Raw genomic sequence first — 15567 nt, 5'->3', positions numbered from 1 at the left:
GCGCCGATTGTGCCCGGTGGGTACGTGGCCCCGCGCACAGGCCGGGTGCCGGGAGCCGCGTCCACCGGACCGGGGCTCACAGGGTCAGCTCCGGATGCAGCCGGTCGACCGACCACACCTGCTTGTTCCGCGCCGACCAGGCGGTGAGGGCGAGGGCGGCCACGGTGTAGCCGATCAGCACCGCGCACGCCAGCCAGACCGGACCGAGCCCACCGCCGGTGATCAGGCGGCGCAGCCCGTCCACGACGTAGCTCATCGGCAGGAAGGGGTGGATGACGTTGAAGAAGTGCGGGCTGGTCTGCACCGGATAGGTGCCGCCCGCCGAGGTCAGCTGGAGCATCAGCAGCGCCAGCACCAGGATTCTCCCGGCCGGTCCGAAACGGGCGTTGAGCCACTGCACGATCGCCACGAAGCACGCCGTCACCAGCGTCAGGAAGCCGATGGTGCCCGCCGCGCGCGCCATCTGGAGGCCGATCGCCCAGTGCAGTACGGCCATCAGGGCCACCGTCTGGAGCACTCCGATCGCGGCGACCGGCAGCCAGCCCGCCAGCGCCACCCGCCAGGAGGCGGCGCCCGCGGCGAGCGCGCGCCGGTTGAGCGGCTGGATCAGCATGTAGGCCACCATCGCGCCCACCCAGAGGGAGAGCGGGATGAAGTACGGGGCGAAACTGGTGCCGTAGTTGGGTGCCTTGTGCATCGCCTGGTTGACGAGCTGGACCGGGTCCGACATCACGTCGGTGCGCCGGTCCCGGTCGTGCTTGTCGTAGTCGGGGATCTTCGCGGCGCCGTCGTGCAGTCCGCCGGAGAGCTCACCGGAACCGTCGACCAGCCGGAACATCCCGCCGTTCAGCGTGTTCGCGCCGCTGTGCAGGGTGCCGACGCCCCGGTCGAGGTCGGACGCGCCGGTCTTGGCGGTGGTCAGCCCGGTGTGCAGGGTGCCGGCGCCCTTGGCGACCTTGTGCGCCCCGGAGTTGAGCGCGTTGATCTTCCGCACGGCGGAGTCGAGGTCCTTGCCGAGGTGCGGGGCGTTGTCGGCGAGCCAGGTCGCCTTGGTGTGCAGATCGTCCAGCCGGGTGCCCAGGAGATCGAGCTGATCGGTGTTGTCCTGGACCAGCTCATCGACCTGCTCGGCCACATCGGCGGCGGTGTCCGCCGCGGCCACCGACTTCTTCAGCGCCGGACAGTCCGGGTCGAGGGTCACCACGCCCGTGCAGCGGGTGCGGTAGTCGGCCGCCAGGTCGTCGGCCGCCGTGCGGGCCTTGGTGGCCGCGCCGGAGGTCGTCTCCGGGAGGGTGTCGAGCTGGTCGGAGGCGGTCTTGGCGGCGTTGGCGACCAGCCGGGAGACCCTGCCGATCTCCGTGCCGTTCTTCTTCAGGAACGGACCGACCTTGACCGAGACGTCATTGACCTTGTCGGAGAGGGTCTGGGTGCCCTCGGCGACCTTGCCCGAGCCCTTCTCCAGCCTGCCCGCGCCCTTGTTGAGCTTGCCGAGCCCGGATGTGAGGTCCTTGCTGCCCTTCTTCGCCTTGCCGAGGCCCTTGGCGAGGTCACCCGCGCCCTTCCTGGCTTTGGAGATGCCGTCACCCAGTCTGTCGGCGCCCTTGGCGGCCTTCTCCGTCTTGCCGTGGATGTCGGAGAAGGAGATGAAGATCTTGTCGTAGAAGCCGCGGGACGCCTTGGTGGAGGCGGCGGCGCGCACCTCGGTGAAGACCGAGCGGGAGATCTGGCCGACGATGTAGTTGTTGGCGTCGTCGGTGCGCACCTGGAGGGCACCGGTCTCCGGAGACTTCCCGGAGCTGGACGCGATCCGCTCGCTGAAGTCCGGGGGCACGGTCAGCGAGAGGTAGTACCGGCCGTCGGCCACACCGTCGCGGGCGTCGGCGGCACTGGTGGTGTGCCAGTCGAAGGTGTCGCTGTCGAGCAGCTTCCCGGTGATGTCGTCACCGGCGTGCAGGCTCTTGCCCTTCACGGTGGCGCCCTCGTCGGCGTTGACCAGGGCGACCGGGATCTTGTCCAGCTTGCCGTAGGGGTCCCAGAAGGACCACAGGTAGAGCGCGCCGTAGAGCAGGGGGAGCAGCAGCAGGGCGGCGAGCGCCGCCCGGGGCATCTTTCCCCTGCCGAAGCGCTTCAGCTCAAGCGCGGCCAGTTTCGGCGAGCGCATCCGCCGCCCCCTCCTCGTGCTCGTGCGCGTCCGCGCGCTCTTCGTCGTCCGCGCGGTCCTCGTCGTCCTCGCGCTCGTGCCCGGTCCCGTCGACGGGATCCGGAGTGCCGCCGTCGGCCGCCTCGGCCGGCCGGGTCGACACCACCACGGCGTCCTGGGGGGCCTGGCTGCACACCGCGAGCACGGTGGTGCCGCTCGCCGCGAGCTCCCGCAGCAGGGCCCACGCCTCGTCCCGTTCGGTGTCCGAGAGCTTCAGATCGGTGTCGTCGACGGCCAGCAGCCGTGGCCGGGAGATCAGTGCGAGGGCCACCGAGAGGCGCAGCGCCTCCAGCCGTTCGAGGTCCCGTACGGCCGTGCGCGGCCCCTTGGGCAGCGTCTCCAGGTCCAGCCCCGCGGCCCGTACCGCGGTGTCGATCGCGGCCCGGGAGGCGGCGGCGCGTTCGCGGCGGGGCCGCAGCAGCCCGCGTGCGGTGTCACCGAACCGGCGCTGCAACAGGGCGCGTTCCCGCAGGTGCTCGGCCACCGTGAGCACCGGATCCAGCTCGCTCACCCCGGGCACATGGGCCAGTGCGCTGATCCGGCGTATGCGCGCCATCTGTTGGGGAACACGGAAACCACCGACGCTGCCCCGCCCCGCGGCGGGGCGCATCCGTCCGGTGAGGGTGAGGAGCAGACAGGTGCGACCGGAGCCGGAGGGGCCCTCGACCGCGATCAGCGCTCCGGGCTCCGCGGTCAGGGCGACCTCGCGGAACGCCCAGCCGCGCGAGCCCTTGACGCCGAGTCCCTCGGCCGTCACCGCCGCCCCGGTCCCCTGGTCCGGGGTGCCCTCCACAAGAACCACTCCCCTCTGCGCATGCTGGAGTACGGAAAAAATTGAACTGACCAGTCAGTTCAAAAGCAAGAATAGGGGTAGCTCGTCCCGGTTGCCGCACCGGGGTCATCCGCGCAGGTCAGGGGCGATTGTCAGTGGTGTGCCCCACGATGGCCCCATACGGCGGTCGCTCTACCACACGACCGACCGCCACGCGACGACAGGAGGTTCGTCATGGCCAGTACCGCCGCGGCGCGCCGGCACCATGCCGCCGTCCCCGCCCCTTCGTTGACCGGCCCCGCGACCGACGTCCACCCCGTGCTGCGCCGCGCGGCCGCCCCGCCGGCCGCCCTCGATCTGCTCGCCCAGGCCCATCAGGGGCTGGAGGAGGCTGCCGGCCTCGAAACCCCCAACGAGGCGTACTCCACGGCCCATCTGGCCGCCCTGCGCACGGCCGCGGCCGTGCTCGCGGTGCGGGGACGGCCCGAGCCCTCGGCCCGCCGCCGCGCCCGTATCCGCAGCGCCTGGGAGGTGCTGCCGGAGGCCGCCCCCGAACTCACCGAATGGTGCGCGCTGTTCGCCTCCGGCGCCGACCGCCGGGCCCGTGCCGAGGCGGGCATACAGGGCGCGGCCACCCGGCGGGACGCCGATGACCTGCTACGTGACGCGGCCGTGTTCCTGCGGCTGGTCGAGCGGATGCTCCAGCTCCAGCCCGTGCTCCCCCAGCAGGCGCCACCGGGGAGGTGAGCGCCCGGCGGGGGCCGGGGGGAGTGGTTCCGGTCCGGCGGGTGAGATGTGCCCGGTGCCTGTGGGCGGCCCGGGGCCCCGGAGGCAATAGGCTGGGGCCGACGTCAGTAAGTCGTCGTCATCGCCCCCGGGCGGTGGCGGCACCGCGCCGAGGAGCCACCCGCCGTGTCAGACCCGCAGCGCCCCCGAGCGTCCCTCCGTACCGCCGTGGTGTGGGAGGTCCTGGAAGCGGCCCTGGACCGGCGGGCCAAGGCCACCGGCCGGGACGGGGCGCTGGATGTGCTGGACACCGGCGGCGGCAGCGGGAACTTCGCCGTTCCGGTCGCCCGCCTCGGCCACTGCGTCACGGTGGTAGACCCGAGCCCGAACGCGCTGTTCGCCCTGGAGCGGCGGGCCGCCGAGGCCGGGGTCGCCGAGCGGGTGCGCGGGGTGCAGGGCGATGCCCATGGACTGTTCGACGTGGTCGAGCGCGGCGGCTATGACGCGGTGCTGTGCCACGGCGTCCTGGAGTACGTGGACGACCCCGCCGAGGGCCTGCGGAACGCGGTGGCCGCGCTGCGCCCGGCCGGGACGCTGAGCGTCCTGGCCGCGGGGCTGGGCGGCGCCGTGCTGGCCCGTGCCCTCGCCGGGCACTTCACCGAGGCCAAGCAGGCGCTGACCGATCCTGAGGGCCGCTGGGGCACCGGAGACCCCATGCCGCGCCGCTTCACCGCCGAGCAGCTCACCGCGCTGGTGGCGGGGGCCGGGCTGGAGGTCGGCCCGGTGCACGGGGTGCGGGTCTTCGCCGATCTGGTGCCCGGAGTGCTGGTGGACACCGAGCCCGGGGCCCTGGACGCGCTGTTGCAGCTGGAGGCCGCCGCCGCCGAGCTGCCCGCCTTCCACTCCGTCGCGACCCAGCTCCATGTGCTCGCCGAGCGTGACTGACCCTCCCACCTGCACGGCCGCCGGAAGGACGGACCAGGTGGAGTAGGCCACAGGCCCCCCGACAGGCCTCTCGGCCCCGTATGATCGGGGTACACCGTCCGGCATGGTGAATCGGCGGGAGGGGAATGGACGTCTCAGCGTCAACTTTCGCTACGGATGGAACGGTGGGCGAATTGGCGCTGAGGGGCGGGTTTCACGGGGGCGATTCCCTGCCTATCCTGAAAGGGTCGCACCCGGTCGCCCCCCGCGACCGACGAGTAGGAGGACTCCGTGCCGCTCTCGGAGCACGAGCAGCGCATGCTCGAGCAAATGGAGCGAGCGCTGTACGCCGAAGATCCCAAGTTCGCGACAGCGCTTGAGGGAAGCGGCCTGCGCACGTACACCCGGCGACGGGTCTACCTGGCGGTCGCGGGTTTTCTGCTGGGCATCGCGCTCCTGATGGTCGGAGTGATCCTCCCGAAGACGTGGATCAGCGTGGTGGGATTCCTGATCATGCTGGGCTGTGCGGTGCTCGCGGTGACGGGCTGGCGCAAGGCGCCCAAGCCCGGTGAGGCACGGCGCCCCGGCGCGGCGGCCCCCCGCCGTCAGAGCCGTCAGCGTCGTTCGATGATGGACCGTATCGAGGAGCGGTGGCAGCGCCGCCGCGATGAACAGGGCCACTGAGCACCACCGAGCACCACTGAGACGCCGAGGGGCGACCACCATCCGGTGGTCGCCCCTCCTCCGTGCGCCCCGGCGCGCCGCCGCCTCCCCGGCCAGGGCGGCAGCCCTCCGGGCCACCGGTCCCCGAGCCGTGGAACTGCGCGGTTCGGCGACACGAGGCCCTGCCGCCCCCGCGCCCCGGGCGGTGGTGCCGGGCCGGTGCGGCCGCCCTGTTCGCGGGTACCGGCTCCCGCACCCCGCGGCTGTGCGGTACGGCGACACGGGCCCGCCGCCCGGAGCCCGGACGGCGGGCGGGCCGTCGCCGGGGCACGGGCCCGCGTGCTGCCGTTCCTGTCGTGGGTGTTCGCCGAGGCCCGGGCCGCGACGCTCCGCGTCGACCGGAGCTGGGTCGTCCGTCTCGCGTCCTGCCCGTGGCCAGAGCCCGGCTCCCCGCTGACGGGCACGCCCCGCATACGCGCTCGCCCCGCTCCGGGGCGGGGCCGGAGCGGGGCGAGCGGGGGCGGGTCAGCCTCGTTGGTTGCGGAGGCGGGTGGCCCAGCGGGGCCAGCTGGGGGTGGCCCAGCGGCTCACCAGCCTGGCGCGGCGGTCCGCGGCCGCCCAGACCAGCCGGGCGGCCGAGCGGGGCAGCAGCAGGGCACGCAGACGCTCCCAGCGGGTGGCGCCGGACCGGAGCCCGGCCAGCACCCGGCGGACGTCGTCCGCGACCCCCGCGACCGGGCGCGGACGCGGTGCGTAGAGCACCTGCTCCACCGCCGTGGCCACCCGGTGCGCCGCCTCGGCCGCCTCGCCCTCGAGACCGGTGATCCGCACGATGCGGGCCACCGCGTTCCGCGAGGTCTGGGAGTCGTCCGGCACCACGCCGAAGTCCCAGGCCGAATCGACCAGTTCACACCAGGCCGCGAGGGTGCGGTCAGCCGCGTCCTGGTCGGTGCGGCCGGCGGAGCCGCTCAGGCGGCGGGACCGGACCTGGCGCCGCCACACCATCGGCAGCAGGGGCACCACGAGCAGCAGCAGTGCCAGTGAGGCCCAGCCGGCGACCTTGGACGCGGACCAGCCGCCGCCCGAGGAACCGCTGTCCGGCTGCTGGGCCGCGGGGGCCTCGCAGCCGCCCTCCTTCTTCATCCGCGGGGGGCAGGTGTCGGCGGTGGTCGGCGCGGCCGAGGGCTCGGTGGAGGCGCTGGGCTCGTCCGAGGGCTCCTCGCTGGGCTCGTCGGTGGGCGTCTGCTCCATCGTGTAGTCGGGCTGGGTGCCACGGCTCGGGGTGGGCTCGAAACGGGTCCAGCCGACGCCCTCGAAGTACAGCTCGGGCCAGGCGTGCGCGTCCTTGAGCCCGACCGAGACCGAGCCGTCCGCCTGGGTGGTGCCGGGGGTGAAGCCCACGGCCACCCGGGCCGGGATGCCCAGCGTCCGGGCCATCGCCGCCATCGAGAAGGAGAAGTGGACGCAGAAGCCTTCCTTCTGCTTCAGGAAGCGGACGATGGCGGCCGAGCCGCTGCCGGACTGCACCTGGGTGTCGTAACGGAACCCGCCGTTCACCGCGAACCAGTCCTGGAGCTTGACCGCCTTCTGGTAGGTGTTGTCCGCGCCCTTGGTGACCTGGCGAGCCGTGCGCGAGACCACGGGCGGCAGCGACTCCGGCACCTCGGTGTACTCGCGGAGCAGCCGCTTGGGCGGCGCCGGGGCCCCGGCCAGCTGTTCGGCCGTGGGTTCCACCAGCAGGCTGCTGACCCGGTAGCGCGCGCCCCGGGTGGTCTGGCCGCGGTCGCCGACCAGCGTGCGGCCCTCCGGCTCATAGCGCCAGCGCCCGTCGATCTCCACCCGGGAGGCCGGGTAGGGGAGGGGCAGCCAGTTCTGCGCGTACCAGTCCGCGGCCGTGATGGTGGTGTCGATGGAGGAGACCCGCACCGAGGGGCCCAGCCCGATCGGCGCGGGGATCTGGTCCGGCACGTCCGTGACATGACGCTCCGAGGACTTCCACGAGGTGCCGTCGAACTTGTCCAGCGCGACGATCCGCAGATAGAGGTCCTGGGTGGTCTGGGAGGAGGTGCGGTACCGCAGCACCTCCTTGTTCTCCGGCTGGTTCAGGCTGTCCTGGAGCGACACCAGCGGATTCACCGCGGAGATCGTGCCGCCGCTGCTGCCCGCGCCGCTGCCGCCGTTCTTCTGGTCCAGCAGCCCGCCGTCCAGGGAGGGCAGTGCCGCGGGCACCGCCAGCGCGATGCCCAGGGCCAGCACACCGATCCGGCGGCCGTTGCGCACCGCGGCGAGCGTCTGGCCGCCACCGGCCCCGGCCAGCCCCGAGGGTGGCGCGCCGCCGGGATGGCGGGCGCCGCCGCTGAACACCCGGCCCCACTGGGACAGCCGGTCCCGGCCCTCGGCCAGCAGCAGCACCAGATATCCGGCCGCGGCCACCAGGAACCACAGCCAGTCGCCGCTGTCGTCGGACAGCCCGGCGGCCACCGAGTACAGCGCCAGCAGCGGCAGCCCGGCCGGGGCCGCGCTGCGGTAGGTGACGGCCAGGGCGTCCACCACCAGGCCGATCACCAGCACGCCGCCGACCAGCAGCAGCCGGATGCCGTCGGTGAGCGGCGCCGGGATGGCGTACCGCCCGACGTCGTCCGCACCCGCGCGCAGCAGCAGGGTGAACTCGTGCAGGGCCTGCGGACTCGGCAGCAGTCCGCCGAGCGCCTGACCCCGCGCGAAGACCAGGGTGAGCAGCACCAGCGAGGTCAGGGCCTGGGCCACCAGGGTCAGCGGGCGGGCCAGCGGCACCCGGCGGGCGGCCACGCCCACCGCGCTCTGGACCGTCAGCAGCAGCACCGCCTGCACCAGCCAGCCGGACGCGTCCACCAGCGGCAGCAGCGCACAGCCGGCCGCCACCGTGGCGAGGGTCGCGCATATCGCGAGCCGAACACTTCCGCTCATCCCGCGCCCCCCTCCGTCACCCGCGCCGCGCCTGCGTCACTCATGACCAGCTCCCTGTCATCCCGCCGACCACCGGCGGCCCTGCGTCGGTGGTCGCCGCGCCCATGGTGTCCGCATGCCGCCACAGCTGCGGCAGTGAGGCGCCGGGGCCCACCGGAAGCGCCGTCCAGCCCGCCTCCCGCAGCCGCCGCAGCCGATCCTCCAGCAGATGCTGCCCCGCGCCCGGCACGCCGCGCGCCCACGCCGCGCCGTCCAGGACGAAGGCCACCGCGGCGGTGGTGCGCTGCCGCATCCGGGCGGCCAGCGCCGCCTGCTCCTCGTCCAGATCGCCGAAGAAGGCCACCAACAGCCCTTCACCGCCGCCGCGCAGCACGTCATACGCGGCGGAGAGCCCGGCGCCGTCCGAATGGTCCACCACCGCGAGGGTGTCCAGCATCAGCCCGGCCGTCTCCGCCGAGTCATGGGTGGAACCGGTGAAACCGCCCCCGCCGTCGGGACCGGGCACCGAGCTCCCGGTGTCGGTCAGCAGCCGCACCGCATAGCCGCGCTCCAGCAGGTGGACCGCGGCCGAGGCTGCGCCGGAGACCGCCCATTCGAAGCCCGAATCCGGTCCCGAGCCCTGATGGGCCGTGTACCGGGTGTCCAGCAGCACGGTGCAGTGGGCGCGCCGCGGCTGCTCCTCCCGGCGGACCATCAGCTCGCCGTAGCGCGCGGTGGAACGCCAGTGGACCCGGCGCAGATCGTCGCCGTGCCGGTAGCCGCGCGGGATCACGTCGTCCTCACCGGCCAGCGCCAGCGAGCGGTGGCGACCGTCCCCGTATCCCGCGGCCTCGCCCGTCAGCCGCACCGCGGGCAGCGGCTCGACCCGCGGCACCACCGTGAGCGTGTCGTAGGCGCTGAACGCGCGGGTCAGCTCGCACATCCCGAACGGGTCGTTCAGCCGGAGCTGGAGCGGGCCCAGCGGATAGCGGCCGCGCAGATCCGAACGGACCCGGTAGGACACCTCACGGCGGCCGCCCGGCTCGACCCGGTCCAGTACGAAGCGGGGGCGCGGCCCCAGCACATACGGAACGCGGTCCTGGAGCATCAGCAGCCCGGTGGGCAGCCGAGAGACATTGTCGATCCGCAGATGCACCCGGGCCTCGGAGCCCGCCGGGACCCGGGCGGGCGACAGCCGTCTGCTGCCCGCCACCCGGTACCGGGTGCGGTAGACCACGGCCACGCACACCAGCGGCAGTGCGGCGAGCAGCAGCCCCACCCGCAGCAGATCCGCCTGGCCCAGCACATAGCTGCACACCGCGGCGGCGATTCCGGCGGCGAGGAAGGACCGGCCACGGGTCGTCAGCCCGGCGAGCGCGGTCCGCAGCGCTCCCTTCTCCTCCTCATCGGAGCCATCGGGGTCCGCGTCCATCCCCCCTGCCGTCATCACAGCCTCCGCGCGCCCGGGTGCTGCTGGCCGTAACCGGTCGGCGGCACGGGCGGCACCGGCGGCATGGGGCCGGAGGAGGGCGGTACGGGGCCCGACTGCGGCACGGCGCCCACGCCGCGCGGGGCGGCCGTGGGCACCGCGGTGCGCTGCACGATCTCGGCGACCACCTGCTCGGAGGTGCGGCGGTTCAGCTGGGCCTGTGCGGTGGGCAGCAGCCGGTGCGCCAGCACCGGCACCGACAGGGCCTGGACATCGTCCGGCAGCGCGTAGTCCCGCCCGGCCAGCGCGGCCGCCGCCTTGGCGGCCCGCAGCAGGTGCAGGGTGGCACGGGGCGAGGCGCCCAGCCGCAGATCGGGGTGGTTGCGGGTGCTGGACACCAGGTCCACCGCATACCGCCGGACGGGCTCGGCCACGTGCACCGAGCGCACCGCCTCGACCAGCTTGACGATGTCATGGGCGTGGGCGGCCGGCTGGAGGTCGTCCAGCGGGGAGACACCGCCGTGGATGTCCAGCATCTCCAGCTCGGCCTGCGGGCTGGGGTAGCCGATGGACACCCGCGCCATGAAACGGTCCCGCTGCGCCTCGGGCAGCGGATAGGTGCCCTCCATCTCGACCGGGTTCTGCGTGGCCACCACCATGAAGGGGCTGGGCAGCTGGTAGCTCTCGCCGTCGATGGTGACCTGGCGCTCCTCCATGGACTCCAGCAGTGCCGACTGGGTCTTCGGGGAGGCGCGGTTGATCTCGTCACCGATCACGATCTGAGCGAAGATCGCGCCAGGTTTGAACTCGAATTCCTTGCGCTGCTGATCGAAGATGCTCACCCCGGTGATGTCCGAGGGCAGCAGATCCGGCGTGAACTGGATTCTGCGCACCGTGCAGTCGATCGACCGCGCCAGTGCCTTGGCGAGCATGGTCTTGCCCACGCCCGGGACATCCTCGATCAGCAGATGTCCCTCGGCGAGCAGCACGGTCAGCGAAAGCCGCACGACCTCGGGCTTGCCCTCGATCACACCCTCCACCGACTGGCGGACACGATCCGCTGTCGTGGTCAGATCGCTGAGGCTCGCTCGCTCGTCATAGGTCGTCACCCGGCCCTCCTCGGCCCGTTCTCAGGGCCGTTGCCCTCGGGAACGGACCGGCCCACCGCATACGCTGGCATCGATCCCCCCGCAGGGTGCGGGGGGCGATGTCACATACGCATTCTTGCGGTCTTCGCGGCCTCGCGTCACTCGGCTGTGGATAACCGGGGGTTATTTGTCACCTCTGCACGAGTTCGGGGGGTAAATCCCTCTCAGCCGCGTGGCTCGATCTCGCGCAGCAGACCCGTCTTGACGTCGAACACGAAGCCGCGGATGTCGTCCGTGTGGAGCAGGAACGGGGAGGTGCGCACCCGCTGCATCGACTGGCGTACATCGCCGTCGAGGTCCTTGAACGCCTCGACCGCCCAGGACGGCCGCTGGCCCACCTCGTTCTCCAGGTCGTGCCGGAAGTCCTCGGTCAGGTTCAGCAGACCGCAGCCGGTGTGGTGGATGAGCACCACGCTGCGGGTACCCAGTGCGCGCTGGCTGATGGTCAGGGAGCGGATGACGTCGTCGGTCACCACGCCGCCCGCGTTCCGGATGGTGTGGCAGTCGCCCAGCTCCAGGCCGAGCGCCTCGTGCAGATCGAGTCGTGCGTCCATACAGGCGACCACGGCGACGCGCTGCACGGGGCGGGCGTCCATGCCGGGGTCCTTGAACGTGTCGGCGTACCGCCGATTGGCTTCGACAAGGCGGTCGGTGACCGTACCTCCTGAGTGGGCGTCGCGGTCGGCGGATTCCTGAGGCTGCGGCGCTGCTATCGACATGGCCACGACGGTAGTCCCACCAGGGGACTTTGTCCTTTCTTTAGGCTGCGCAAACGAGGGCATCAGGTGCGCCGAAGGGGTGATTGTGATGCGATCCACACCCCCGCGCCCCCGCCGGGCGCGCCCCTGCGGACGGCGTGTGCGCCGGTGGCGGAACGCGCGAACCGGTTGGTTGACCGAAGGGACGAGTGGACTAAAGTGGCGCGAAGTGGGAGGCGTGACGCTCCCCTTGGATTCCGGATTTTCGCGTGAGCGCGGTGCGTACGTACCCCTCGGCCTCCTCCCGCTCCGGTCGCCTGACGTCACTTCCCCGGCGCCAGTAGGCCGCTTCCCCTTCAGAGCGGGCGGGGACCCGGAGGTGCGTACCCTCCTCGCCCGACCCTCAGAAGGGCGCACGAGCAGCGCAATGAGCAGTAACGCTCTCCATGTTCCCGTCATGCTCCAGCGCTGTCTGGACATGCTGGCCCCCGCTCTCGCCCAGCCCGGTGCGGTCGTGGTCGACTGCACCCTCGGGCTCGGCGGCCACAGCGAGGCGCTGCTGAGTAGCTTCCCGGCGGCCCGCCTCATCGCCCTCGACCGCGATCCGGCAGCCCTCCGGCTCGCCGGTGAGCGGCTGGCTCCCTACGGCGACCGGGCGACGCTCGTCCATGCCGTCTACGACGAACTGCCCGAGGTGCTGGAGCGCCTCGGCGTACCGCGCGTCCAGGGAGTCCTCTTCGACCTCGGAGTGTCGTCCATGCAGCTGGACGAGGCCGGGCGCGGCTTCGCCTACGCGCAGGACGCCCCGCTGGACATGCGGATGGACCAGACGACCGGGGTCAGCGCCGCCGAGGTGCTCAACACCTATCCACCGGGCGACCTGGTGCGGATCCTGCGCAGCTACGGCGAGGAGAAGTTCGCCAAGAAGATCGTGGACGCCGTGGTGCGCGAGCGCGCGAAGGAGCCGTTCAGCAACAGCGCCCGGCTCGTGGAGCTGATCCGCGACGCGCTGCCGCAGGCCGCCAAGCGGACCGGCGGCAATCCGGCCAAGCGCACCTTCCAGGCGCTGCGCATCGAGGTCAATGGTGAGCTGGCGATCCTGGAGCGGGCCGTCCCGGCGGCCGTCGGGACGCTCGCGGTCGGCGGCCGGATCGCCGTGCTGTCGTACCACTCACTCGAGGATCGTCTGGTCAAGCAGGTGTTCGCGGCGGGTGCGACCAACACCGCCCCGCCGGGCCTCCCGGTCGTCCCCGAGCGCTACCAGCCGCGGCTGAAGCTGCTCACCCGCGGTGCGGAGCTGCCGACCGAGGAGGAGATCGCGGAGAACCGCCGCGCGGCCCCGGCCCGTCTGCGCGGCGCGGAGCGCATCCGCGAGGAGGCCCTGTGAGCGACGCGGCCGTGAGCGGCGGCCGGACGGGGCGGGACGGCGAGGGGGAGAGGCCATGAGCGCAGCCGGGTCCGGGGCGGCGTCCAAGGGGCGGCCGGCGCCGGGAGCCACGACGGCGCGGCGCACCCCCTTCGTGCTGCTCGTCGTCGTCCTGCTCGGCTCCGGCCTGATCGGCCTGCTGGTGCTCAACTCCTCGCTCAACCAGGGCTCGTTCGAGCTCAGCCGGCTGGAGAAGCAGACCGACGAGCTGACCGACGACCGGCAGGCGCTCGAACAGGAAGTGGACCGGCTCTCCGCCCCCGGCGCCCTGGAGCGGCGCGCCCGTGAGCTGGGCATGGTGCCCGGCGGCAGTCCGGCGTTCCTCAAGCCGGACGGCACCGTCAGCGGGGTGCCCGCCCCCGCCACCGCGCAGCCCACCACCCTCGGCACCACCGGCATCTGGGTGCCGCCCGCGCTGGACCCGACCCCGGCGGCGCCGCTGATCCCGACGCCGGCCACGCCGGCCACGCCGACCACCCCGGCCACTCCGTCCCCCACGGCCGCCGTCTCAGCGAACTCCATCCCGGCTCCCCAGTAGGTGACACGGTGACGCGATCCCCTGTCCGCGCCCGGCCCCGCCCGTCCGCGCACCGCTCCCGGCCCGTGGCGGCGAGCTGCCCCGCGGCGAGCTGCCCCCGCCCCGCGGAGCCGACGAGGGCGGTCGCCGTATGACCCCGCCCCAGGAACCGCGCCGCCGCCGGGTGCCCGGCCCGGCGGATCCGCGTGCCGAGCGCCGCCCGCGCCAGGGGACGCCCCGGCGTCCCGGCGACCGTCCGGGATCCTCCGGCCGCCGTCCCGGGCAGCGCCCCCGCCCCGGGACGTCGCGGCAGCTGCGGCTCGGCAGCCCGCGACCCCGGCTGCGGCTGATCAGCCTCGGCCTCACCCTGGTGATGCTGGTCTTCGTCGTACGGCTGCTCCAGGTGCAGGCCGTGGACGCCGACGCGTACGCGGCCAAGGCCAATGTGAACCGCTACATCCCGGTGAAGCTGGCCGCCGAGCGCGGCTCCCTCATCGACCGGGACGGTGTCGAGCTGGCCACCACGGTGGACGCGTACGACATCACCGCCGCGCCCGACCTGCTGACGCCCAAGACGGCCAAGAGGGACGACGCGCCCCGGCAGGCGGCCTCCCTGCTCGCGCCGATCCTCGGCAAGGACCGGGCGGACCTGGAGAAGAAGCTCACCGACAACCCGAAGTCGAAGTACGTGGTCCTGGCCCGGCAGCAGTCTCCGCAGGTCTGGAAGCAGATCAAGGACCTGAAGAACGCCCTGGACGAGGCGGCCGAGAAGGGCAAGGGCACCAATGTGCTGGCCGGGGTCAACCGTGAGGCCCACAGCAAGCGGATCTATCCCAACGGGGACCTCGCCGCCGGACTGCTGGGCTTCGTGGGAGCCGACGGCCGGGGCTCCGCGGGCCTGGAGCAGCAGCTGAACAAGAAGCTGGCGGGCCAGGACGGCAAGCGCGTCTACGCCCAGTCCGGCGGCCACCAGGTGCCCACCGGTGACGTCGAGGAGCAGCCCGCGGTCCCCGGCAACGACGTGGAGCTGACCATCGACCGGGACATCCAGTGGGCGGCCCAGAGCGCCATCGCCTCCCAGGTGTCCAAGTCCGGGGCCGACCGCGGCTACGTCATCGTCCAGGACACCCGCTCCGGCGAGATCCTGGCGATGGCCAACGCCCCCGGGTTCGACCCCAACGACCTCTCCCGGCAGAAGGCGGACGCGCTGGGCAACGCGGCCGTCTCGGACGCCTACGAGCCCGGCAGCGTCAGCAAGCTGATGTCCATGGCCGCGGTCCTGGAGGAGGGCGCGGCGCGCTGGGACACCCATGTGGAGGTCCCCAACCGGCTGCCGCGCGCCGACCGGGCCTTCGCCGACGACATCGACCACCCCACCTGGTACCTGACGCTCAACGGCGTGCTCGCCAAGTCCAGCAACATCGGCACCATCCTGGCCACCGAGCAGCTCGCCAAGACCCCGCGGCAGAAGAACCGGATCCTCTACTCGTACCTGCGGAAGTTCGGCATCGGGCAGCCCACCGGGCTCGGCCTCCCCGGTGAGACCCGGGGCATCCTGGCGGCACCGGAGAAGTGGAGCGCCTCGCAGCAGTACACGATCCCGTTCGGCCAGGGGCTCTCGCTCAACGCCGTCCAGGCCGCCTCGGTGTACTCCACCATCGCCAACGGCGGCCAGCGGATCGCCCCCACCCTGGTCCGCGGCTCCAAGGGCCCCGGCGGCGACTACACCGCGGCGCCCAAGCCGGAGAAGACCCGGGTGGTGAGCAAGAAGACCGCCAGGACGCTGTCCGAGATGCTGGAATCGGTCGTCGACGACGAACAGGGCACCGGCACCAGGGCCAAGATCCCCGGCTACCGGGTGGCGGGCAAGACCGGCACCTCCAACCGCGTGGATCCCGAGACCGGACGCTACCGCGGCTACACCGCCTCGTTCGCCGGATTCGCCCCCGCGGACAAACCACGGCTGACCGTCTACTGCGCCGTGCAGAACCCGACCAGGGGGAGCTACTTCGGCGGCCAGGTCTGCGGACCGATCTACAAGAAGGTGATGGAGTTCGGGCTCAAGAGCCTCCAGGTCGCACCCTCCGGCACCAAGGCCGAGCGGCTCCCCGTGAGCTACGGCCCGGGTCAGTGAGCGGA

The 15567-nt window shown here is 72.8% G+C and carries 12 protein-coding genes; 6 read left to right on the top strand and 6 right to left on the bottom strand.

Annotation, left to right across the window (positions count from 1 at the left end):
• Positions 1 to 76: 76 nt before the first annotated feature.
• Together AC07FT_RS00335 and AC07FT_RS00330 are read right to left on the bottom strand one after the other, a co-directional pair.
• Positions 77 to 2161 carry a YhgE/Pip family protein gene (locus AC07FT_RS00335; RefSeq protein ID WP_479172780.1) on the bottom strand — a complete coding sequence of 695 codons (2085 nt, stop codon included), beginning with the start codon at positions 2159 to 2161 and terminating at the stop codon, positions 77 to 79.
• Positions 2133 to 2993 carry an ATP-binding cassette domain-containing protein gene (locus AC07FT_RS00330; RefSeq protein ID WP_479172778.1) on the bottom strand — a complete coding sequence of 287 codons (861 nt, stop codon included), beginning with the start codon at positions 2991 to 2993 and terminating at the stop codon, positions 2133 to 2135. The genes AC07FT_RS00335 and AC07FT_RS00330 overlap by 29 nt, the downstream gene beginning before the upstream one ends.
• A gap of 213 nt (positions 2994 to 3206) precedes the next feature.
• On the opposite strand from AC07FT_RS00330, the gene AC07FT_RS00325 reads away from it, so the two are divergent.
• The 3 genes from AC07FT_RS00325 to AC07FT_RS00315 all read left to right on the top strand — a co-directional run bounded on the left by AC07FT_RS00325 (position 3207) and on the right by AC07FT_RS00315 (position 5306).
• Positions 3207 to 3719 carry an SAV_6107 family HEPN domain-containing protein gene (locus AC07FT_RS00325; protein ID WP_471195750.1) on the top strand — a complete coding sequence of 171 codons (513 nt, stop codon included), beginning with the start codon at positions 3207 to 3209 and terminating at the stop codon, positions 3717 to 3719.
• Between the two features lie 165 nt (positions 3720 to 3884).
• Positions 3885 to 4643 (top strand): methyltransferase, encoded by a 759-nt coding sequence (locus tag AC07FT_RS00320; protein ID WP_479172776.1) that lies wholly within the window; start codon positions 3885 to 3887, stop codon positions 4641 to 4643.
• A gap of 270 nt (positions 4644 to 4913) precedes the next feature.
• Positions 4914 to 5306, top strand: coding sequence for a DUF3040 domain-containing protein (locus tag AC07FT_RS00315; RefSeq protein WP_432013344.1), 393 nt, complete (start codon positions 4914 to 4916; stop codon positions 5304 to 5306).
• Positions 5307 to 5810: 504 nt separating this feature from the next.
• On the opposite strand, the gene AC07FT_RS00310 is transcribed toward AC07FT_RS00315, so the two are convergent.
• From AC07FT_RS00310 to AC07FT_RS00295, 4 genes are all read right to left on the bottom strand, one after another.
• Positions 5811 to 8231 (bottom strand): transglutaminase TgpA family protein, encoded by a 2421-nt coding sequence (locus AC07FT_RS00310; RefSeq protein ID WP_479172774.1) that lies wholly within the window; start codon positions 8229 to 8231, stop codon positions 5811 to 5813.
• A 40-nt stretch (positions 8232 to 8271) separates the two neighbouring features.
• The gene (locus AC07FT_RS00305) at positions 8272 to 9657 is read right to left on the bottom strand and encodes a DUF58 domain-containing protein (protein ID WP_471195760.1); all 1386 of its coding nucleotides are present in this window, start codon (positions 9655 to 9657) and stop codon (positions 8272 to 8274) included.
• The gene (locus tag AC07FT_RS00300; RefSeq protein ID WP_479172772.1) at positions 9657 to 10748 is read right to left on the bottom strand and encodes an AAA family ATPase; all 1092 of its coding nucleotides are present in this window, start codon (positions 10746 to 10748) and stop codon (positions 9657 to 9659) included. The genes AC07FT_RS00305 and AC07FT_RS00300 overlap by 1 nt, the downstream gene beginning before the upstream one ends.
• 203 nt (positions 10749 to 10951) lie before the next feature.
• Positions 10952 to 11506, bottom strand: coding sequence for a beta-class carbonic anhydrase (locus AC07FT_RS00295; protein WP_479172770.1), 555 nt, complete (start codon positions 11504 to 11506; stop codon positions 10952 to 10954).
• Between the two features lie 406 nt (positions 11507 to 11912).
• Here AC07FT_RS00295 and rsmH point away from each other — a divergent pair, with 406 nt between their 5' ends.
• The 3 genes from rsmH to AC07FT_RS00280 all read left to right on the top strand — a co-directional run bounded on the left by rsmH (position 11913) and on the right by AC07FT_RS00280 (position 15562).
• Entirely contained in the window at positions 11913 to 12872 is a 960-nt protein-coding gene (rsmH, locus tag AC07FT_RS00290) for a 16S rRNA (cytosine(1402)-N(4))-methyltransferase RsmH (protein WP_471195768.1), read from the top strand.
• Positions 12873 to 12927: 55 nt separating this feature from the next.
• Positions 12928 to 13449 (top strand): cell division protein FtsL, encoded by a 522-nt coding sequence (gene ftsL, locus AC07FT_RS00285; protein ID WP_479172768.1) that lies wholly within the window; start codon positions 12928 to 12930, stop codon positions 13447 to 13449.
• A gap of 130 nt (positions 13450 to 13579) precedes the next feature.
• Positions 13580 to 15562, top strand: coding sequence for a peptidoglycan D,D-transpeptidase FtsI family protein (locus AC07FT_RS00280; protein ID WP_479172766.1), 1983 nt, complete (start codon positions 13580 to 13582; stop codon positions 15560 to 15562).
• The last annotated feature ends 5 nt before the right edge of the window (positions 15563 to 15567 follow it).

The sequence above is a fragment of the Streptomyces sp. NPDC045899 genome (assembly GCF_056431485.1).
Note: the sequence above shows the minus strand (reverse complement) of the source record. Positions and strands in the feature narration are given on the sequence as shown.

Bases quoted from the DNA above. Each gene is read 5' to 3' on its own strand.
- AC07FT_RS00335 (WP_479172780.1), bottom strand. From the start codon at position 2,161: ATGCGCTCGCCGAAACTGGCCGCGCTTGAGCTGAAGCGCTTCGGCAGG.
- AC07FT_RS00325 (WP_471195750.1), top strand. From the start codon at position 3,207: ATGGCCAGTACCGCCGCGGCGCGCCGGCACCATGCCGCCGTCCCCGCC.
- AC07FT_RS00310 (WP_479172774.1), bottom strand. From the start codon at position 8,231: ATGAGCGGAAGTGTTCGGCTCGCGATATGCGCGACCCTCGCCACGGTG.
- AC07FT_RS00305 (WP_471195760.1), bottom strand. From the start codon at position 9,657: ATGACGGCAGGGGGGATGGACGCGGACCCCGATGGCTCCGATGAGGAG.
- AC07FT_RS00295 (WP_479172770.1), bottom strand. From the start codon at position 11,506: ATGTCGATAGCAGCGCCGCAGCCTCAGGAATCCGCCGACCGCGACGCC.
- rsmH (WP_471195768.1), top strand. From the start codon at position 11,913: ATGAGCAGTAACGCTCTCCATGTTCCCGTCATGCTCCAGCGCTGTCTG.
- ftsL (WP_479172768.1), top strand. From the start codon at position 12,928: ATGAGCGCAGCCGGGTCCGGGGCGGCGTCCAAGGGGCGGCCGGCGCCG.
- AC07FT_RS00280 (WP_479172766.1), top strand. From the start codon at position 13,580: ATGACCCCGCCCCAGGAACCGCGCCGCCGCCGGGTGCCCGGCCCGGCG.